General features: G+C 29.9%; 21 protein-coding genes. 8 read left to right on the top strand and 13 right to left on the bottom strand.

The annotated features are described in order from the left end of the window. Positions 1–18 precede the first annotated feature (18 nt). Together CKL_RS01805 and CKL_RS01800 are read right to left on the bottom strand one after the other, a co-directional pair. The gene (locus CKL_RS01805) at positions 19–1,932 is read right to left on the bottom strand and encodes an FtsX-like permease family protein (RefSeq protein WP_011988934.1); all 1,914 of its coding nucleotides are present in this window, start codon (positions 1,930–1,932) and stop codon (positions 19–21) included. Then, positions 1,932–2,720, bottom strand: a complete 789-nt coding sequence (locus CKL_RS01800) for an ABC transporter ATP-binding protein (RefSeq protein ID WP_011988933.1) — start codon at positions 2,718–2,720, stop codon at positions 1,932–1,934. Before CKL_RS01800 ends, CKL_RS01805 begins: the two co-directional genes overlap by 1 nt. Positions 2,721–3,038: 318 nt before the next feature. Here CKL_RS01800 and ahpC point away from each other — a divergent pair, with 318 nt between their 5' ends. Both ahpC and ahpF read left to right on the top strand, forming a co-directional pair. Beyond that, positions 3,039–3,602 (top strand): alkyl hydroperoxide reductase subunit C, encoded by a 564-nt coding sequence (gene ahpC / locus CKL_RS01795; RefSeq protein ID WP_011988932.1) that lies wholly within the window; start codon positions 3,039–3,041, stop codon positions 3,600–3,602. Between the two features lie 12 nt (positions 3,603–3,614). After that, positions 3,615–5,144, top strand: coding sequence for an alkyl hydroperoxide reductase subunit F (gene ahpF, locus CKL_RS01790; protein ID WP_011988931.1), 1,530 nt, complete (start codon positions 3,615–3,617; stop codon positions 5,142–5,144). A 65-nt stretch (positions 5,145–5,209) separates the two neighbouring features. On the opposite strand, the gene CKL_RS01785 is transcribed toward ahpF, so the two are convergent. After that, complete coding sequence (locus CKL_RS01785) at positions 5,210–6,232, bottom strand: sensor histidine kinase (protein ID WP_011988930.1); 1,023 nt, start codon at positions 6,230–6,232, stop codon at positions 5,210–5,212. Further along, entirely contained in the window at positions 6,229–6,903 is a 675-nt protein-coding gene (locus CKL_RS01780) for a response regulator transcription factor (RefSeq protein ID WP_011988929.1), read from the bottom strand. The genes CKL_RS01785 and CKL_RS01780 overlap by 4 nt, the downstream gene beginning before the upstream one ends. A gap of 165 nt (positions 6,904–7,068) precedes the next feature. On the opposite strand from CKL_RS01780, the gene CKL_RS01775 reads away from it, so the two are divergent. Together CKL_RS01775 and CKL_RS01770 are read left to right on the top strand one after the other, a co-directional pair. After that, positions 7,069–7,554: a peptide deformylase gene (locus tag CKL_RS01775; RefSeq protein WP_011988928.1), complete on the top strand. Its 486-nt coding sequence runs from the start codon at positions 7,069–7,071 to the stop codon at positions 7,552–7,554. A gap of 32 nt (positions 7,555–7,586) precedes the next feature. Then, on the top strand, positions 7,587–7,895 hold the full coding sequence (locus CKL_RS01770; RefSeq protein WP_011988927.1) for an MGMT family protein: 309 nt from the start codon (positions 7,587–7,589) through the stop codon (positions 7,893–7,895). A gap of 124 nt (positions 7,896–8,019) precedes the next feature. On the opposite strand, the gene CKL_RS01765 is transcribed toward CKL_RS01770, so the two are convergent. The 6 genes from CKL_RS01765 to CKL_RS01740 all read right to left on the bottom strand — a co-directional run bounded on the left by CKL_RS01765 (position 8,020) and on the right by CKL_RS01740 (position 13,036). After that, entirely contained in the window at positions 8,020–8,784 is a 765-nt protein-coding gene (locus CKL_RS01765; protein WP_011988926.1) for a MerR family transcriptional regulator, read from the bottom strand. 203 nt (positions 8,785–8,987) lie between these two features. Next, positions 8,988–9,245, bottom strand: coding sequence for a zinc ribbon domain-containing protein (locus CKL_RS01760; RefSeq protein WP_011988925.1), 258 nt, complete (start codon positions 9,243–9,245; stop codon positions 8,988–8,990). 74 nt (positions 9,246–9,319) lie between these two features. After that, positions 9,320–10,255, bottom strand: coding sequence for a helix-turn-helix transcriptional regulator (locus tag CKL_RS01755; RefSeq protein WP_011988924.1), 936 nt, complete (start codon positions 10,253–10,255; stop codon positions 9,320–9,322). A 144-nt stretch (positions 10,256–10,399) separates the two neighbouring features. After that, positions 10,400–11,437, bottom strand: a complete 1,038-nt coding sequence (locus tag CKL_RS01750) for a hypothetical protein (RefSeq protein WP_011988923.1) — start codon at positions 11,435–11,437, stop codon at positions 10,400–10,402. Continuing rightward, positions 11,434–11,997: a sigma-70 family RNA polymerase sigma factor gene (locus CKL_RS01745; protein WP_011988922.1), complete on the bottom strand. Its 564-nt coding sequence runs from the start codon at positions 11,995–11,997 to the stop codon at positions 11,434–11,436. Before CKL_RS01745 ends, CKL_RS01750 begins: the two co-directional genes overlap by 4 nt. Before the next feature lie 235 nt (positions 11,998–12,232). Continuing rightward, positions 12,233–13,036 (bottom strand): lipid II flippase Amj family protein, encoded by an 804-nt coding sequence (locus tag CKL_RS01740; RefSeq protein WP_011988921.1) that lies wholly within the window; start codon positions 13,034–13,036, stop codon positions 12,233–12,235. A 159-nt stretch (positions 13,037–13,195) separates the two neighbouring features. Here CKL_RS01740 and CKL_RS21680 point away from each other — a divergent pair, with 159 nt between their 5' ends. Together CKL_RS21680 and CKL_RS01730 are read left to right on the top strand one after the other, a co-directional pair. Beyond that, entirely contained in the window at positions 13,196–13,450 is a 255-nt protein-coding gene (locus tag CKL_RS21680) for a dioxygenase family protein (RefSeq protein WP_011988920.1), read from the top strand. Beyond that, positions 13,438–13,989: a dioxygenase family protein gene (locus CKL_RS01730; RefSeq protein WP_011988919.1), complete on the top strand. Its 552-nt coding sequence runs from the start codon at positions 13,438–13,440 to the stop codon at positions 13,987–13,989. The genes CKL_RS21680 and CKL_RS01730 overlap by 13 nt, the downstream gene beginning before the upstream one ends. A gap of 109 nt (positions 13,990–14,098) precedes the next feature. Here the strand turns inward: CKL_RS01730 and CKL_RS01725 are convergent, their stop codons facing one another. The 3 genes from CKL_RS01725 to CKL_RS01715 form a co-directional block, all read right to left on the bottom strand. Beyond that, positions 14,099–15,205: a helix-turn-helix domain-containing protein gene (locus CKL_RS01725; RefSeq protein ID WP_011988918.1), complete on the bottom strand. Its 1,107-nt coding sequence runs from the start codon at positions 15,203–15,205 to the stop codon at positions 14,099–14,101. 126 nt (positions 15,206–15,331) lie between these two features. After that, positions 15,332–15,571, bottom strand: coding sequence for a hypothetical protein (locus tag CKL_RS21165; RefSeq protein ID WP_242649444.1), 240 nt, complete (start codon positions 15,569–15,571; stop codon positions 15,332–15,334). Between the two features lie 185 nt (positions 15,572–15,756). Next, the gene (locus CKL_RS01715) at positions 15,757–17,001 is read right to left on the bottom strand and encodes an HD-GYP domain-containing protein (protein ID WP_011988916.1); all 1,245 of its coding nucleotides are present in this window, start codon (positions 16,999–17,001) and stop codon (positions 15,757–15,759) included. Positions 17,002–17,520: 519 nt separating this feature from the next. Between CKL_RS01715 and CKL_RS01710 the strand changes: the two genes are divergently transcribed. After that, entirely contained in the window at positions 17,521–17,853 is a 333-nt protein-coding gene (locus tag CKL_RS01710) for a cupin domain-containing protein (RefSeq protein WP_011988915.1), read from the top strand. A gap of 189 nt (positions 17,854–18,042) precedes the next feature. Continuing rightward, positions 18,043–19,866 (top strand): serine hydrolase, encoded by a 1,824-nt coding sequence (locus CKL_RS01705; RefSeq protein WP_011988914.1) that lies wholly within the window; start codon positions 18,043–18,045, stop codon positions 19,864–19,866. Positions 19,867–19,880 lie beyond the last annotated feature (14 nt).

Raw genomic sequence — 19,880 nt, 5'->3', positions numbered from 1 at the left:
AAAACCCAAAAAGATAATTCATTTTGATAATACTATGTTCAAATACTTTTTGGTGGTTGCAACAAAATAAATGCCATATACAAAAATAAAGATTATTATACTTAAAATTGCAGGCACTATTATATTGTAGCTCATAAGATTACTTAATACAGACATTGCCACACAGCTGTGAATTATTCCAACTATGAGAGGAAACAAATATGAAATACCTATCTGCCTTGCAGAAGCACTGTATATTTCTTTATAAGTCATTCCAATTCTCTTCAAAATGCTGTATTTTTCTTTGTCTATATAAGCTTCACTTACAAGCTTGAAATATATTATACTTCCCGTAGCTATTATAAATACAAGAGCTAAAAAGGCACCAAGAAAGTAGATTATTCCAAAAGTGCTGTAACTTGTAACATCTTTGCTTACAGTGACATATAGTGTATCTCTAATTGCATCAATAGATTTTAATTTTTCAGCTGTTGATTTTATATCATTTACATTATTTATTTTGAATCCAGTAAAATCATATTCCTTATTTTTACTTCTTAGCAGGTTATAATCCTCGTCATTTAATATAAGACATCCTGTAGGCATACCATTGCCAAACAAAGGGGTTTTATAGGTTTCCTTTATAAAATAACTTTTTCCATCTATATATGCCTTTACCTTTTCAAAATTCATAAGGCTCATCACTACCGTGGGTGTTTGCACATAAAAAGCTTCTCCTTTTAAAAGTTTTTCTTTTTCTATTTTCCTTAACTTTTTTGCTTTTAAATTCCTGCTTATCTTTACAAAATCAGAATATCTTACTACCGCCGTATCAGAATCTTCCATTTTGAACTCAGTTTGATTTTCTATATGTGGTTTTAAAATAAGAAATTTTATATTTTCATCAAGCATTATATCTTTGCCACTTTCTCTTAACTTGTCCTTTACTTCAGATTTTACTTTGTCATTGTCCTCTAAAATATATGAAATTTCATAGGGAGCCTGTATAGAATCTCTTATTTTAACAAAATACTTAAGAGATGCCACAGTACCATAGGAAGTCAGCGTTACAGTTACTAAAATGGCTACTGCTGCTAGAGTCCTATAATTATTTTTTATTCTGAAAGCAATATTGGACATGCTTACTATATTTATCCCCCGGTAAAGTATTTTCTTTTGATTTATTATAAACTTCATTAGTACAGAATACGCCGCTCCAAACAGCCAATAAGTCCCTATCAATACAAATATAATAGCCAGGGGCAAATTTTCCATAAAATTGCCTACACCACCTGCTGTTTTTCTGGCAAAATAATATCCCATACCTATACATACCAAAGACAATATGCCCTTTATATAACTTACTTTTGGATAACTTTCCTCCTTTTTAGATGCATTCAAAAGATCAATAAGCTTAGTCCTTATTATATTTATATAACCTAAAATTGAATTTACAAAAAAGATTATAAAAAATGTAACAGCTGTTTCGACCATTGCCTTATAGGATATAAAAAACCTTATTTTCATGTTCATTATGGCAACTTTAGCCAACATCATAAGAAACATCTTGCAAAATATAATTCCAAGAAATAACCCTAATACAATTGCTGTAATTCCTATAAAAATAAATTCTATAGAATATATAAGGGCAATTTCAGAATTTGTAACACCCATAAAAGCATAAATCCCTATTTCCCTTTTCCTTTGATTTAAAAAAAATGAACTTGAAAACCACACAAAGAATATAATAAACAAAAGAAGTATATATGATACTGCTGTGGAGGTTCCTTTAATGTACTGTGTAACTTCTTTTGCCTTTTCAAAATCTGGATTATATTTTAAAGCAATAAAATTATAGTATATAAATACAGAAAAAATCATTGACATTACATAAAGCCCATAAACTTTTATATTTCTCCTAAAATTATCAAAAGCCATATTGAGAGAATTCATTAATAATCCCTCCTCTTATCATCCTGTACATAATAATCTATACCGCTGCTCATGGAGGAAACCATATCCATAATCCTATGGAAAAATTCCTTTCTATCCTTGTTTTTATCCAGTCTTGCATGAATTTTTCCATCTTTTATAAACATTATTCTTCTGCAATAGCTGGCAGCAAAGGCATCATGTGTTACCATTATTATAGTTGTCTTATATTTTATATTCATATCTGTAAGACATCCTAGAAGCTCTGCCGCAGACTTTGAATCCAGAGAACCCGTAGGTTCATCCGCAAATATCACAGAAGGCGTTGTCATAAGCGCTCTTGCCGCTGCAACTCTCTGCTTTTGTCCCCCAGAAAGCTGATAGGGATATTTATTTAGATGTTCCTTAAGTCCCAAAAAATCCGATATCTCATTGACTTTCCTTGTTATTTCACTGTATTTAACCTTCCCGAGTGCAAGTGGAAGAGCTATATTATCCTGAACTGACATATTATCCAAAAGGTTAAAATCCTGAAATATAAAACCTATTTTATTCTTTCTAAAACTTGCCAGAGCTTTACCTTTAACCTTCGACATATCCTCTCCCTGAAAAAAATAACTTCCACTAGTTGGATTATCAATTGTAGAAATAATATTCAGCAAAGTAGTTTTACCTGCTCCTGAAGGCCCCATTATGCCAAGAAATTCTCCTTCTTCAACCTGCAAATCAATTCCACCTAAAGCAGTAAAAGACATAGATTTTGAACCGTAAACCTTTTTTAAATTTTTTGTTTCTATAACTATACCCATATAAAAAATCCTCCTTTTTTAAAGCTCAGTGTTATTTTATCTCTTGACTTTGCAGGTTTCCATCCAATTTAACTTACATTTTCCCTTTTAACCTTACATTTATGTAACATAACAAACTTTAAGTAGCTTTTACAGTAGAACTTCACCAATCTTAAATCACTTTGTAAAAAAATTTATAAAAAATTTTTCATAACCTCTTGACTTTTTCTTAAAGGTATATAATAATTAATACCATAAGATAATGATTATTATTTTCATTTATACAATATACAAAAGAGCTTATATGATATTAAATTTAAATTTTAGGAGGTAATTATTATGTCATTAATTGGAACTGAAGTGAAACCTTTCAAAGCATCCGCTTATCACAATGGAAAATTTATAGACGTCACCGAGGCAGATTTTAAGGGGAAATGGAGCGTAGTTTGCTTCTACCCAGCAGATTTTAGCTTTGTATGCCCAACTGAACTCGAAGATTTGCAAAACAATTATGAAACACTAAAGAGCCTTGGGACTGAAGTATACTCTGTTTCCACAGATACTCATTATACACATAAGGCATGGCATGACAGTTCACAAACTATAAATAAAATCACTTACACTATGATTGGAGATCCTTCCCAAACATTAACCAGAAACTTTGATGTACTCATTGAAGAACAGGGTCTCGCTAACCGTGGTACTTTTATCATTGATCCAGATGGTATAATTCAGGCTGTAGAAATCAACGCTGGCAGCATAGGCAGAGACGCCAACACTGTTGTCAGCAAAATAAAAGCAGCACAATATGTTAGAAACAATCCAGGTGAAGTTTGCCCTGCCAAATGGAAAGAAGGATCTTCAACCCTTAAGCCAAGTCTCGATCTTGTAGGAAAGATTTAAGAGGTACTACAAATGATTCTGGATGCAGATATAAAATCACAATTAGCCCAATATCTTAACCTGATGGAAGGCGATATACTGCTTAAAGTTAGTGCTGGATCGGATAATACATCTAATGACATGCTGACTCTTATAAATGAGATAGCCGGTATGTCATCTAAAATCAAGGTGGAAAAAGTGACACTTCAGAGGACTCCAAGTTTTAGTATTAACCGTCCCCATGAAGATACTGGTGTAATTTTTGCAGGTGTACCTTTAGGTCAAGAATTTACCTCATTAGTACTAGCACTTCTACAAACCAGTGGAAGAGCCCCAAAAGTTGATAGTGAAATACTTGAACAGATTACAAATGTCAAAGGTAACTATAATTTTGAAACTTACGCCAGCTTGAGCTGCCACAATTGTCCTGATGTTGTACAGGCACTTAACCTTATGAGTATCCTAAATCCCAATATCACCCATACTATGATTGATGGTGCAGTTTTTAAAAAAGAAGTGGAAGACAAAAACATCATGGCAGTACCTTCTGTCTATCTGAATGGTAATCACTTTAACAGCGGTCGTATGACACTTACAGATATTCTTTCCAAAATTGGCAGCAGTACCAAACCATCAGAAATTTTCAACAAAACCCCTTATGATGTTCTCGTTGTAGGAGCCGGTCCAGCTGGTGCAACTGCAGCAATATATGCAGCACGAAAAGGCATCCGCACAGGAATCATTGCTGAACGCTTGGGTGGCCAGGTTACGGATACCGTTGGTATTGAAAATTTTACAGGCACAAAATACATTGAAGGTCCTAAACTATCCGCAAATCTTGAAGAACACATTAAAGAATATAATGTAGATATAATTACTTCCCAGTATGCCATAGGTTTAAAAAAGAAAGAATTAATAGAAATTCAGCTGAAAAATGGAACCTTGCTAAAAAGCAAAACTGTAATTCTTTCAACAGGCGCCAGCTGGCGGAATGTTGGTGTACCTGGTGAAAAAGAGTTAAAAAACAAAGGTGTTACTTACTGTCCTCATTGTGATGGTCCTTTATTTAAAGGAAAGAATACAGCAGTTATTGGCGGCGGTAATTCCGGCATTGAGGCGGCCATTGATCTGGGAGGAATTGTTAATCATGTAACTGTCCTTGAGTTCATGCCAGAACTTAAAGCTGACGATGTGCTTCAAAAGCGCCTTAACAGTTTGTCTAATGTAACCGTCATAAAAAATGTTAAAATAAAGGAAATCACCGGCATAGACAAAGTAAATGGCATTACTTATGCTGATCGCCTTACAGGAGAAAAACATCATATTGAACTACAGGGTGTATTTGTTCAGATTGGTCTCATCCCAAATACTGACTGGCTGGACAAAACTATAACACGCAATTCACGAGGTGAAATTGTTGTGGATAGCCATGGTGCAACGGACATACCTGGAGTATTTGCTTCAGGAGATTGCACAAATAGTCCATACAAACAAATCATTATTTCCATGGGCTCAGGTGCAACTGCAGCTTTAAGTGCATTTGATTACCTAATCCGAAGTTAATTTTAAAAACTGCTGTATCATATAATTATGACACGGCAGTTTTTAAATTCTCTCTTTGAAATTATTTATGTATTAACATTAAAATAATCTGATAGTTTGTAAAAATATATAACAAATTCTGTTCCGCTGCCTACTTCAGATTCAACTTTTAATTGATGATTCAACTTATCTATTATTTTTTTTGAAAGATACAGACCCATTCCTGTAGATTTGCCAAATTGTCTTCCATTTTCTCCCGTAAAACCTTTGTCAAATATTCTCCTTATATCCTTTTCTTCTATGCCTATTCCATTATCTTTAATGTAAAGTTTTACCTCCTTATCATTTTCTTCTCCCCATATATCTATTCTTCCGCTCTCATGCATATATTTACAGCTATTATTTATAATTTGATCTATAATATAGGAAATCCATTTTTCATCCGTTATTACATTAAAATCAATATCTTCAAAATTTAAATTTATTTTTTTTGCTATAAAAAATGATGCATTTTTTTTCACCACTGCTTTAATAATGCGGGTAATATTAACTTCATCTACCTGGAGATCCTCTGAAAAGCTTGAAGCTCTGCTTATATAAAGTACCTGATTTATAAGAAATTTTATTCTGTCCATTTCAAGTCTCAGCTGTTCAGATATATCTGTCTCCTCTATTTTATCTAAAATAAGTTCACACACAGATAAGGGGATCTTTACTTCATGAATCCATTTTGTCATGTAATCATTGATTTCATCTAAATTATCTTTTACTTCCTGAACCTTTTCATTTTTTTCTCTATCCTTAATTTTTAGAATTTCCTTTATAAGCCAAACTTCAAAAACATGATTCCCTCCCAATATACTTAAGTTTATTTCCTTTCCACTAGTTACAGATTCATATATTTGTTTATAATTGTATTTCCATCTTTTGTAATCAATAAACATGAAAAATACTGATATAGCTATAATTAAAAAATCCATATAAACTATATCATAAAATGATGCACCAACGGGCTCACTACTGTATAATATTAAATTTATCACAGCAAAAATACAGATGAAATATATCATTTTAAAAACTGAATTTTTCATATAAGCTAATTTATTCATGATATTTCATATCCACGTCCTTTTTTTGTTTTTATAAAATCATAGAGTCCTATATCTCTTAATCTCATACGGAGTCTATTAATATTTACTGTAAGGGTATTATCACTTATAAAATTGTCATCATCCCAAAGTGTTCTCATTATTCTCTCTCTTGATATGGTTTTTCCACTATTTTTCATTAAAAACAGCATGATTTTAAATTCATTTTTTGTAAGTTCAATTTCTCTTTCATTATACGAAAGTGTTTTATATGTCAAATTCAATATAGCTCCATTACACTCTAATAGTTCAGAAGCTCCTTCCCCATATGAATAAGTCCTTCTTATAAGTGCACTTATTTTTGCAATTAAAACATCCATAGAAAAAGGTTTTGTTATATAATCATCTGCCCCCATATTTACAGCCATAATAATATCCATATTGCTATCTCTTGAAGAAAGAAATATAATGGGACATTGAGACATTTCTCTGATTTTATTACACCAATAAAACCCATCAAAATAAGGTAAGTTAATATCCATAACAACTAAATGGGGCTTATTTTCAATAAATTCAGAGAGAATATTGGAATAATCTCTTACTCCACACACATTAAAATCCCATTTAATCAACATTTCTATAATATTATCTGAAAGCGCCCTGTCATCTTCAATTATCATTATTTTATACATATATAAATATACTACCTCCTAAAATGATAAAATCATATACATCATATGTTTTAATTTTATCATAAACTACAAAGACCCAAATAATCATAGCAATCTTTTTTTAACTATGCTTATGTAGTAAAATTATATAAAAGAAATACTATACAGCAGGGGGGTTTTATATTTATGATAAAAGAAATACTGCTTCTTGGAAATTACGATTTATATAGAAAAAGTTCACCAGTGGAAGAAAAAGACATAGATTTAATAAAACAAACCATTTCTAATTTACATGACACTTTAATTGATTTTCGTAAAAAATACAATGCAGGCAGGGCAATTGCCGCACCTCAAATTGGTGTATTCAAAAGGCTTATATATATGTACATTGACGAACCTTTGATTTTCATTAATCCCATACTTACCTTTCCCAATAAAGAAATGATGGAAGTAATGGATGACTGTATGTCTTTTCCCGACCTTTTAGTAAAAGTAAAGCGCTTTAAAAATTGTACAGTAACCTATAAGGATATGAATTTCAAAGAAAATTCCATAAAATTTGAAGGTGATCTTTCAGAACTGATACAACACGAATATGACCACTTAGACGGTATACTTGCTACAATGAGGGCAATAGACAGTAAATCTTTTTATTTTAAAAACAGTGTATAATATTCATTGATATTTTCAGGAGGTGTTTTAAGTTGGCCAAAAATTTTTTCTCAAAAGTTTATGACCTAGTTGCCAGAATACCCAGGGGCAAAGTAACTACCTATGGTCAGATAGCCTTCATGCTGGGAGAACCCAGAAGTGCCCGAATAGTTGGGTGGGCAATGAGAAAAGCTCCTTCCCATCTTCCTTGTCATAGAGTTGTGAAAAAATCCGGTGAACTGTCTCCAGATTATGTATTTGGAAGTTCTGACATACAAAGAGCTCTTTTAAAATCAGAGGGAATCATTTTTAAGAAAGATGGACATATAGATATGAAAAAATATTTATGGGATGGCAGATGATCATATTTTCACTAAGTATTAATCTTGGCAAATTATAAGTTGGACTATATAATTTAGCCATATATATCAGCACCATAAGAGCACTCAACTCAAATAGGTATTGAATGCTCTTGTTAAATTACTGCTATTTTTTTATTCCTGTATAAATCAAAATTGCATCTCTTAAAAACTCCGCTGTTCCAGACTGCTTTCTATCATAATATGCTTTAAACCTACTATCTTCCACATACATTTGTGCAAGGGATGCATGAGCCTTTTTATTATAATCTCCCCAGTAAAAACTTATCCACTTAGCATGAAGTTTTGCAGTCTTTTGAGCCAACTCTCCTGAAGCATCACCTGTTTTATAAGCTTTATCCAGAGTTTCAAGGATTTCTTTTTCAAGATTAGTAACTTTTTCATATTCTTCCCGGGTTATATTTTTTAACCTGTTATTTGATCTATCCATCACATCACTTCCATATTTGTTTCTGATTTCTCCTCCGTACTTTTTTTCATTATCATAAATGAGCTTTTCTTTAAATCCTTGAAATTTCTCACTGTCATTCATTTTAATTCTCCCCTCCATGGATTCAATTGTTTTCTCCACATTTGAAATCAATAGATCCAGCTGTATTCTCTTTTCAAGAAGTTTATTATGATGCTTTTTAAGTGCCTTTGCCCTGTCAAAATAGGGGGAATCCATAATACTTTTGATATTATCCAATTTTATTCCAAATTCTCTGTAAAAAAGTATTTGCTGAAGCCTATCCACTTCTTTTTCCCCATATATGCGGTAACCTGATGAATTGATCCTAGCAGGTTTTAAAATTCCAATTTCATCGTAATACCTAAGTGTCCGTGCACTGACACCTGACATGAGAGCCAACTTCTGCACTGTATATTCCATAACTGCACCTCCTGACAATTCAACTATAAACTTATACGCAGCGTTAATGTCAATAGATATATGAAATAGTATTTACATATATATTTTATGTAAATACTATTCTGCATCAAAATATCCTTCTTTAAATTATTTTACTGCCACATATATATCCACTTCAGGGTTTTCATTGTCATTGTATCTTTTATCATAAAGTTCAAAATATTCTACTGTTTTTTCCATCTTTTTAAATTTGGAAGGACATCTTTCATAAGAGATCTTGCTTCCTTTTCTCCCATTCCTTTTTCTTTCATGAAAGGAATACAAGTCTCAATCATTTCTTCCATAGTTAAATCCGGCTGTTTAAAGCTTCCATTTCCATAGCAGTACATGCAGTATTCATAGTTTTTCTTATTATCCGATTCGCTGGCATAAAATTCCTCACTTAAAGGCATTCCACAACTCTGACAATATTTCTGTTCCATAATATATTTCCCCTTTCATATTTGATATCTACATTATATAGAAGAACTTTGCCATCATTATGTCATGTTTGAATTTATTTATACATATCAATTATTTTTTTGCACTTTTTTCTTATAATTTCTCTTATATGTTTTGGGGCAAGCACTTCCACATATTCACCATAACTCAACACCATAGAATATACCCAGCCATCTTCTATAACTTCCGTATTTACTATAACACTGCCATCTTCAAGAAACGTCATCTCCTCTTCATGGAAATAATCCTGTATCCTATACCTCACTTCTTCTGAAAACTTAAGTAAAAGTTTTACGGGACTTTTTTCCGTACTTTCACTGCTTATATATTCTCCGTAGGAAATTCTTTCCTTCGAAACTTGCCTATTTAAAATCTCCAATCCATCCATTCTAGTGAGTTTAAATATTCTGTAATCCTCTTTTAAAAGGCAAAAGGAAAAAATATACCAGGAAAATCCTTTAAATACAAGAGTAACAGGTTCCACCTCCCTTAAAATATACTCTCCCCTTGAATTTCTGTAATTAAAACTTATACACTTATTTTCCTTTAGTGCTTTATATATAACTTTGTATTTAATATTTTCATTTTCAGATTTTTTAAACCCCCAAGGCAGTGTATCTATAAAAACTTGCTTGAAGTGCAGGTCAACTTCACTTTTCTTATTAGACGGTATTATATTCTTCATCTTTTCCATGGCAATTTCTACATTTTTATTATTTAATACCCCATTTATATTTTTTAAAGCTTCCACTATGGAGATCATATCCTCCAGTGTGAGGAATTGATGATTTATTTTATAGTTTTCTAAAATGTAGAATCCCCCATTGTTCCCTTGTTTTGAAGCTATAGGAATCCCTGCCATATTGATTGCATCAATATCCCTGTAAATGGTTCTTATGGAAACCTCAAATTTTTCGGATAATTCCACAGCAGATATTTTATCTCTATTTAAAAGCATAACTACAATTGCCAATAATCTGTTTATTTTCATAAATATGAAACCTCATTTTCCTCGGCTTATTATTTTAAAACAATTACCTTATTGTCTTTAATTATACAACTATATTTGAATATGGGTAAAACAGCTGCTGCTTTTTGCTTTTTAAAAACTATTTAATTATGGATGGATCTAATTCTATTTCAACATGTAATCATTACGTACATGGTAAACTACTTTTGGAACAGTTAATTTTAACTTTTTACCGGTGAGTTTGCTTAAATCAAATAGAGATTCATTTCCCTGATCTAAATAGTTGGTATTGTCATGTCCATATACTGCATTATTATGTTCATCGGAAATTATAATGCGAGAATCCTGTATAGAATCATTATTTATTGATTTTACACTAGTTGGTTCTTTTAACTCCAATTTTTTACTTTCTTCAAAAGTTCCATAATTAACCTTATCTATTTTTTCCCATTTGAAATCTGGCAGGGTATCTGTAAAATAGTAATCTACCTTTAAAATATTTCCCTCTCTTTTTAATGAAGTCACGTTTAATGTAGTTATTCCATTAGTTGAAGTATATAATATTTTTGATTTAGGGGCTTCTTTAAAATCAGAACTTTTTAATTTAAAAGTTGCCTTAGTAAATTTTTTATCATTATCTATAATACTTAAAGTATAACTATTAGCTTTTCTTACTTTACCATTGTATTCTGCCCTGTATGAGCCTATATGATTATCCGGCATCATAGCAAGATTATCACTTCTATTGAGTTCGTAGGAATTACCATGTTCGTCTCTAATAATGTAATAAGAGCGCTCAGGTTCTTCCGGTTCAATGGTTAAAGTAACTACAATTTTATTTTTATCTATATACATATTGGCTAAAGTTATATTACCTTTTTTAAGGCTGTTTTTAAGAATTTTCGGCGTATCTGAAGAAATCTTTACTTCTCCAATGCCAGATATAACAGTGAGCTTTTCTATCATATTGGCTAAAACATCCTTTTGTGATATGAATATTGGAATACTTATCAACAAAATAACCGCTGCTGCAATAAAATTTCTTTTACTTTTAGATTTTTTAGGATTTACTTTACTAATGATATTTTTATAGATTTTTTTCTCTTCAATTTCATTAAGTTCGGTATTACTAAATTCATTTTCCTTTATGTTAATATCATTCAAAAGCATTAAAATATCATCTTCATTTAAATTTAATTTCATTTTAATTCCTCCACTTCATTTGAAATATTTAATTTTCTTATAAGTGAATTTTTAGTGCGCCATAATCTATTGTAAACAGCTCCTCTTGATAAATTAAAATTTTTACATAGGCTACCCATATCTTCATCTAAAATGTATTTTCGTATAAAAAGTTCTCTGTCCAGCTCATGTTCACATTGCAGAAGCTTTATTAATATTTCTTTCTTTTCCTTGAATATATACTCATTTTCAATATCAGTTTTAGAAATTAACATTTGTTCTTCTATTTGAAGATTGTCCTGTTTGACTAGACTTCTTTTATAATCTATAGCTTTATATTTACTTACAGCTAAAAGCCAATTTTTAAATGAAGATTTTTCAGAATTGTATAAATGGCTTTTATTCCATATTAAAAGGTATACATCATTAATACATTCTTTTGCATTTTCATAATTATCCTTTCCAAGTACATTTATTACGATTTTAAAAACTAAATTACAGTAAGTATTAATTATGTACTCTAAAGCTATAGGATTCTTTTTCTTAAGCTCTAATAAAAAATTTTCGTCATTAATTTTCATTTTTAGCTCCTTTCAGTTTGTCCTATCACTAATTAATACGGATAATAGGATTAATATTTCACAAGATTATATAGAAATATTTAAATTAATGAAAAAAAATAAAATGCACTAATTCAGCACATTTTTTTAAAACATATATATTCACTGCTTTTATAGAAACTTCCAATGATTGAAGACCCGATACTATTACAAATATTAAACAATTATTCTCAGTATTCCTATGTACTCCAGTTTTTTAAATAAGCCTTGCAATAATTACTATTAACTTTGAAGCAGGCAATAATAAAAATTGGGAAAGTATACTTCCTGCAATCAAACCTCCCACAATAAAAATTATACAGCGATTAAATTCTAATTCCGTAGATTCTCCCCTTATTACATCATCTGTCATCATAGATAAATAGGGATCAATAAATATAACCATAAATATTGTTGAAATACTATTAATCACTGCTGATAAAGTGCTGCATGTAGTTCTTAAATCTGGACTAAGACATCCTGCATACAAAGCTGATAAAACACTTATACTTGATACCGAAAATGAAATCATATTTAATAAAATTACCTTTTTAGAAGTTTTGTTAAAATTTTTAAGTTCAGATAGGTTTTCTCTTTTAGGGATTGAAATACTATTTTTAAATTGTTCAATTCCCGACTTTGAAAATGCATGCATCATTAATCTTGGCAAAGATCTATAAACACTAAATGATATAACTAATTTGTTGAATATTTTTATAAAAGTAGGCATTAAAATTGCACCTGCTATTGTAGCTAACGTAATAGAAAAAATTACCCACCTAAAGATATGTATTAAACCTGCAGACTGTCCTGAATTTATACCATTTTCAATAGTTTTTGCAAGTAGAGGTGCCTGTATAGTATTGGCTGTTCTCTGTATCAGTACAAATACATTAAATACTGCAAGAGATACTGCAATTCTCCCTGTTCTTACCCCTACAATTCTTGCAGAATATGCCAGTGTTCCTATTATGTAAATAATAAAGGTTAAAATAAAAACCAAATAAACTTGAATTGTCATTTTTTACTACCACCTTGTATTTGTAAACTCATAAGTTTTTATTAATATGAAATAATAACCACATTTTATCACATTTTTGCCATTTGTAAATTGAATTTCAAATTTATTTTCAAATCATCTGGTATAATATTAGACAAATACTGAAGGGAGTATGGTATTATGGATATTAATTTAAAAAATTCAACGACAGATAAAATCCCCGCATTGTTTATAGGACATGGCTCACCAATGAATGCCATTGAAAATAATGAATATACCGCTAATTGGTCCAAAATAGCACATAAAATTCCAAGACCTAAAGCAATACTTGCTATTTCTGCACATTGGTACACAGATGGAACCAGAATAACAGATGAAGCTCATCCAAAAATAATTTATGATATTATGGATTTCCCGATGAATTGTATAATGTAGAATATAAGGCAAAGGGTGCTCCTGAATTGGCCCTTTTTACAAAAAATTTAATAAAAATAGATGTAAAAATAGATAACAGTTGGGGCTATGGCCATGGTACCTGGTCTGTACTCTATAAAATGTACCCTAAAGCAGATATACCAGTATACCAACTTAGTGTAGACCGCAAGGCAAATGCATCTGTCCATTTTCAAATAGGACAACAAATTAGTGAATTGCGTGAAAAAGGTGTTTTAATATTTGCCAGTGGAAATGTGGTTCACAACCTATCAAAAATTAACTGGGAAATGAAAGGTGGTTATCCCTGGGCCATAGATTTTGATAATTACATTAAAAACAAAATAACTGAAAGACAATACGATAATGTTGTCAATTATTCTCTAGCTGGACAATCTTCAAAATTAGCATTTTCTACGCCGGATCATTTTTATCCTCTTTTATATGTATTAGGTGCATCGAGAGAAAATGACCAACTTTCAATATTCAATGATTCCTGTGTTATGGGCTCATTATCAATGACAAGCTATTTATTTCAATAATAGTTGCATTATCCATAAAAATACTAAAATCAATTAGAAATATAATATATTATTAAGCATGTAACAGCTGTCCTGTACACATGGAGGATACTGCTGCATGTTTTTTAAATTACTTTACTGTTTTTCTCTCCATATCTTTTACTTTATCTAAAATTATCTTGAAATATTCATTTTCTCTCATTGAATCAAATATGTCCTCTTCTAAAATCTTTCTCATATTTTCATACATATTCAATGTAAAGCTTGATTTATTAGATGAAAGTTCATTGAAACACCATACAGACTCAAAATCTTTGGGGTCATTTATATTGTTGACTTCAATATAATTTATCCATCTTTTGAGCATATCAAGAGCCTTTTCTTTCTCACCCAGTTTCAAATAAATCTGAGCAAAGCCCATATACTCTATATGAAAACCTAATAGAGAATCAGCTTCTGGTGAAAGCAGTTTTTTAACCTGTATGGATAAATTACAGTATTTTTCAATTATATCCAAATCCTTTTTATCTTTTAGATAGGATTTAGCCAAACACATTAAAACAGAACTCATTTCAAATATATTTTTCCAAAGCTGCATCTGAAGCATTTTTCTACCTTTTTTTATATCACCTTTTTTTATATAAATATTGGCAAGCATAAAATCAATATTGTATTCACTTTTATGAATTTTATTTAACACTTCTACTGACCTATCATCTTCATCTTTCGATAAATAAATGCCACTTAATAAGTATAATGCCTGCTCAGTAATCTCACTATTACCACAATTTTTTTCTATATCTTCGAATAATTTAGAAGCATAATTTATCATTTTCTCAGCTTTTTTCTCACTGCCGCTTCTCCATGAATACATGTTGAATAAAAATCCAATTCTCAATTTTAAATAATAACTTGAATTGTATTTTTCTATGTATTTCTTTGCTGTGTCTATTCCCTTTTCGATATTTTCTCCCGCAAACATAGCTTCACATTCTCTAAATATTTCCATAACCTCTTTTTCCGATAATTCAATTTTATAATTTAAAAGTTCATCTATAGAAATATTAAAAAATGACGCAAGTACAGGAAGAAGTGTTATATCCGGATATGAATTGCCAACCTCCCATTTTGATACAGCAGCAGTTGACACACCTATAAATTTCCCCAGCTGTTCTTGAGTTATTTCTCTTTTTTTTCTAAGTTTTAATATAACCTCACCTATCTGTAATTTATCCATAACTTATTCACTCCATAATTTATTATAAGACCTTACAAGATAAGTATATATGATTACAGCATATATACCAATGGACACATAGTTGAATATTTCAGGTGAATTTAACTAACGGTTAAGTATGGTATTTTACCACCCAATACCACTTTTCATTTCCATTTGTTTCTTGAACATTTTGGAAAATATTTTATCCTTTATAGTATCTGGGGTATTTACATATACCAATTCATAATAATTGTTTACGCCGGATTTGAATAATTTTGATAATACCCCTGAAACCACTAAATTATAATTGTCACTAAAATAAATCTTTATATTGAAAATCTGTTCTTTCAAGGCTTTATCCAATTCATTTTCACAGTAAAACATTAAAGAGCTTCCCCCAATTTTGCATATAGTAATTTTACACAGTATAAATTTTTCAAGATTCAAATCACCCTGTAAGTTCCACAATAAATTAAAGGAATCATTAAATTTAATATTTTTGATACCAGATATATAAATCATATTTTCTCTATAATAATCTAAAACAACTTCATACTGGTAAATATTATTTATATTTCTGCATATATACTTTGTATTTCTGTAATATCTATATCAGTTGTAAAATTAAATGTATCAGCTCTAAATACATATCCAAAACTTGTCTTTCCTATGATTCCTTCTATAGAAAGTGAATTTTTAAAAGTTTTCACTGTAAGGGTACCCAACTCTACAAAGTTGATTGATTTAGAACAATCCTTATTTTTATATTCTATTATTACTTTTATTGCAGCATCTACAATTTCACTATTAAATTGACTTCCAATAGAATGTACCAACTCTGCAATTAAAAAATTTAAATTTTTAGAATCCTTGTAACTTCTATGAGAAGTTATTGCATCTATAGTATCTGCAATAGAAATTATTTTACTTTCAATAGGAATTTCATCACCCTTTAATTTATATGGATATCCACTTCCATCTACTCTTTCATGATGATATTTAACATAAATGGCTGCCTCTTTCCATATATCTTTCAATATATTATATCCATAAATACTGTGTTTTTTTAATATATTATACTCATCTTCCGTAAGCTCAGTAGTCTTATTTAAAATAGATCTATCTATGTATAATTTACCTATATCATGAAATAATCCTCCAAAATAAATCTTTTGTATTTTAGAATCACATAGCCCAAGTTGTATGGCTATTTGTTTTGACATATTAGCTACATTGAAAGGGTGAAAGACCATAAGAGGTTCTTTATTTCTGATTATTTCTACCATAACATTAAGTAGATTAAATATAACTTCTATTTTTTGATTGGATAGATAGAGTATTTTATATAGATTTCTTAGGGAATACACAAGTTTATCAATATTAGTTCTATCTATCTGCATTGATTTATTGACATTGTTATTATCTAATATACATAAATATGTACAAATTATAATTTTATCTTTGTCTGTTATTATAGGAATAAAAATTTCTTCTTTTATTTTTTCAAATAAAGTATCATTATTTTGAAATTCACCTTTTTTAGAAAAAATTATTTGTCCTTTATCAAAAAGTAACTTTAGCTTCTTCAAATATGATTCATTCAACCTCTTTTTCCATACTTTAAATGAACAATAAGAACAATTATTGTTTTTATTATTTAATATTTTATTAGACATTGCCAATTTTGAATCTATATCCAAAGTAATTATAGAAATTATATCACAATTGCATAATTTATATATATTCATTAGTAACTTATCAATATCTTTATTAATAATGGTATCATTAAATATGGATTCATTAAATTGAATCATCTTTTTACCTCCTAGTATAATAATGAAACAATTTATTAAAATTGTTCCATTGGTATGTTAAATTTGCTAATTTTTATATAAAACTTAGAAGAACTTATTTAGGTGCATGGCAATGATTATCATCCCCCACTTTCTTTCAAAAAGTTAGGGGGATCAGCTAGTTATCATCTTCAGATAAAATAAAATAATATAATAAATTTAGTTTTTATTAAATGCAAAAAATTATTCATTTTAGGGTATATAATTTAGGATCTATTATATATTCTCGAAAAAATATATTGTTTCTTATCCAGTGTTTCTTTCTTATATACTACGAACGTAGTCTTATCTTCATATTGCATTTATAGATTATTTATCAATTACAATTCTTTGATTTTTGTCCATGAGTCTAAATCTCCTTTTTATACTGAATAAAAATTTTTAATTTACCTTTAAAGTTAGTAACATATATTACATACTCTTAGACCTGCTGGGTTTATACTATAAATAATAAATCAAAATTACAGCAGGAGGAAAACAATGAATACTTTAATTAAAAATATACCATTTTCAAAAATACTTACTTTAAAAGAACTAATATCCTATCAAGAAGGTCAAGTTGTAAGCAGAACTATTGCACAGACACCTTCTGTGAATATTTCCCTATTCTCACTGGATAAAGGTGAAGGAATAAGCACTCACGTAACTTCTGGAGATGCTATGGTTCAAATATTAGATGGAGTAGCAGAAATTACAATAGATAATAATACTTTTACTGTCAAAGCAGGTGAAGCCATAATAATGCCTTCTAATATTCCTCATGCACTTGAAGCTGGAGAAAGATTCAAAATGCTTTTAACAATTATCAGATAATTCTAAGATTCAGGGAGGAGAAAAACATTCCTTATTCAAGCTCCACCTGAATCTCGCTATCATATAATATGAGATGAAATTAATGCATCAGAATCAAAGTAATAATTTACCTCATTTACAAAAATTATCTATTTTTTATGGTATAATTATATTATTCCATTAATTTTTAACAGAGGAGATGATAATTTAATGTTTAAGAAATCATTGATGTGTATTTTTCTCTCAATCCTTTTAGCATTTTCAAGTAGCAATATAATAGAGATAACAGCACATGCTGAGTCAGCATCCATTTCAAATGAATTTACCATAAACGTAGACGGCACCAATATTCCATCAAAATATGTACAACCCTATCAAAATTTAAATTCAGTAGTTATGCTTTCCCTTAATGTATTATGTCAAAAACTAGATACAGATGCAAAGCTTGAAGTAAAAAATGACAGTGCTCTAATGAATACCTCCAATTATAAGGTAAAAATCGAAAACAATAACAAAAAAATATCTGCAAATGGGAAAAATATTACTTTAACCACAGCACCTGTTATTAAAACGAATATTGTTTTTGTACCTCTTGAATTTTTCAGTGAAGTATTTGGTAAGACAATAAATTGGGACAACAGTACAAAATCCATTGAAATATATACTTCTTCAAAAAATATAGAATATTCTTTTAAAAATGTGTTAAATCTGAAGAATTATTTAACCATTTCACAAAAATTGGATAATTATTTAAGTGCACTGGAAACTACAGATAACTTTCACGGCAGTGTACTTGTGGCACAAAATGGAAGTATAATTCTTAATAAGGGATATGGGAAATCTGACTTTGAACAAAATATTAAAAACACTCAAGACACCATATTTCCCATAGGCTCCATGACCAAACAATTTACAGCCATGGCAATAATGCAGCTGGTTGAAAAAGGCCTTATAAATATAGATGATGTTATATCCAAATACATACCAGATTTTCCAAATGGTAATATTATAACAATACAAGAGCTTCTGACCCACAGTTCAGGAATTGTAAACTGTACAAATCTACCCGAGTTCTGGTCCATGAGTATTGATTCCTTTAATGATATAAATAATGTAATAAATTTATTTAAAAATAAGCCTCTGGAATTTCAGCCTGGAAGTAAATTTAGCTACAGCAATTCAGGGTATATATTACTTGGGTATATAGTGGAAAAAGTAAGTGGAATAAATTATATAGATTATCTTGAAAAAAATATATTTCACCCTCTTAACATGAAAAATACAAGGGTAGGTTATAATGGAATGAAAAAGATGTATACCTCTACGGGATATAGTGGTTACCTGGATGTCTTTCCTGTAAGCGACATGATGACAATTAACGGTACCTATGGTGCAGGCAACCTATGCTCCACTACAGGAGATTTGTATAAATGGGATAGAGCCCTTTATACAGATAAGCTGATAAAACAATCCACTTTAAAAGATATTTTTTCAAATCACATACAGATAACATCATCTGGAATATACTATGGCTATGGTTGGATGTTATCAAAAGAAAATTACGGAAAAAAAATATATCACGGCGGGAATACACTTGGCTTTACAAGCAATATAGCAAGATATCCAAATAGAAATTTAACTATAATTATCCTCACTAATGTGGGATATTACAATATAAATTCTCTTAATGATACTCTGGCAGATATATCCCTTGGAAAAAACTACGAGATGCCCAAGAAAAAATCCGTAATAAAAGTTGATGATGCCCTCCTTGACAAATATATAGGAAATTATAAAATTGAGGACAATCTTGGAAGCATATCCATAACACATGATAATGGACACCTATATTGTGAACAAAACAATAGCGGACAAAAATATGAACTCTTTGCCCAATCACAAAATAAATTTTTTCTGAGAGTATCTGATGTTCAAATAAATTTTAATATAAATGACAAAAATCAGGTTACAGGAATCTTCTTATATGAGTCAGGTCAAAAAATAAATGCAGAGAAAATCAATAGACAGTTTTGATTTTTCAAAACTGT

The sequence above is a fragment of the Clostridium kluyveri DSM 555 genome, assembly GCF_000016505.1.
Lineage (GTDB): Bacteria > Bacillota > Clostridia > Clostridiales > Clostridiaceae > Clostridium_B > Clostridium_B kluyveri.
This window is presented reverse-complemented; position numbering and strand designations above follow the sequence as displayed.

What these genes read in the sequence shown, in the direction of transcription:
- CKL_RS01805 (WP_011988934.1), bottom strand. Translation starts at nt 1,932, where the DNA reads ATGAATTCTCTCAATATGGCTTTTGATAATTTTAGGAGAAATATAAAA.
- CKL_RS01800 (WP_011988933.1), bottom strand. Translation starts at nt 2,720, where the DNA reads ATGGGTATAGTTATAGAAACAAAAAATTTAAAAAAGGTTTACGGTTCA.
- ahpC (WP_011988932.1), top strand. Translation starts at nt 3,039, where the DNA reads ATGTCATTAATTGGAACTGAAGTGAAACCTTTCAAAGCATCCGCTTAT.
- ahpF (WP_011988931.1), top strand. Translation starts at nt 3,615, where the DNA reads ATGATTCTGGATGCAGATATAAAATCACAATTAGCCCAATATCTTAAC.
- CKL_RS01785 (WP_011988930.1), bottom strand. Translation starts at nt 6,232, where the DNA reads ATGAATAAATTAGCTTATATGAAAAATTCAGTTTTTAAAATGATATAT.
- CKL_RS01780 (WP_011988929.1), bottom strand. Translation starts at nt 6,903, where the DNA reads ATGTATAAAATAATGATAATTGAAGATGACAGGGCGCTTTCAGATAAT.
- CKL_RS01775 (WP_011988928.1), top strand. Translation starts at nt 7,069, where the DNA reads ATGATAAAAGAAATACTGCTTCTTGGAAATTACGATTTATATAGAAAA.
- CKL_RS01765 (WP_011988926.1), bottom strand. Translation starts at nt 8,784, where the DNA reads ATGGAATATACAGTGCAGAAGTTGGCTCTCATGTCAGGTGTCAGTGCA.
- CKL_RS01760 (WP_011988925.1), bottom strand. Translation starts at nt 9,245, where the DNA reads ATGGAACAGAAATATTGTCAGAGTTGTGGAATGCCTTTAAGTGAGGAA.
- CKL_RS01755 (WP_011988924.1), bottom strand. Translation starts at nt 10,255, where the DNA reads ATGAAAATAAACAGATTATTGGCAATTGTAGTTATGCTTTTAAATAGA.
- CKL_RS01750 (WP_011988923.1), bottom strand. Translation starts at nt 11,437, where the DNA reads ATGAAATTAAATTTAAATGAAGATGATATTTTAATGCTTTTGAATGAT.
- CKL_RS01745 (WP_011988922.1), bottom strand. Translation starts at nt 11,997, where the DNA reads ATGAAAATTAATGACGAAAATTTTTTATTAGAGCTTAAGAAAAAGAAT.
- CKL_RS01740 (WP_011988921.1), bottom strand. Translation starts at nt 13,036, where the DNA reads ATGACAATTCAAGTTTATTTGGTTTTTATTTTAACCTTTATTATTTAC.
- CKL_RS21680 (WP_011988920.1), top strand. Translation starts at nt 13,196, where the DNA reads ATGGATATTAATTTAAAAAATTCAACGACAGATAAAATCCCCGCATTG.
- CKL_RS01725 (WP_011988918.1), bottom strand. Translation starts at nt 15,205, where the DNA reads ATGGATAAATTACAGATAGGTGAGGTTATATTAAAACTTAGAAAAAAA.
- CKL_RS21165 (WP_242649444.1), bottom strand. Translation starts at nt 15,571, where the DNA reads ATGTTTTACTGTGAAAATGAATTGGATAAAGCCTTGAAAGAACAGATT.
- CKL_RS01715 (WP_011988916.1), bottom strand. Translation starts at nt 17,001, where the DNA reads ATGATTCAATTTAATGAATCCATATTTAATGATACCATTATTAATAAA.
- CKL_RS01710 (WP_011988915.1), top strand. Translation starts at nt 17,521, where the DNA reads ATGAATACTTTAATTAAAAATATACCATTTTCAAAAATACTTACTTTA.
- CKL_RS01705 (WP_011988914.1), top strand. Translation starts at nt 18,043, where the DNA reads ATGTTTAAGAAATCATTGATGTGTATTTTTCTCTCAATCCTTTTAGCA.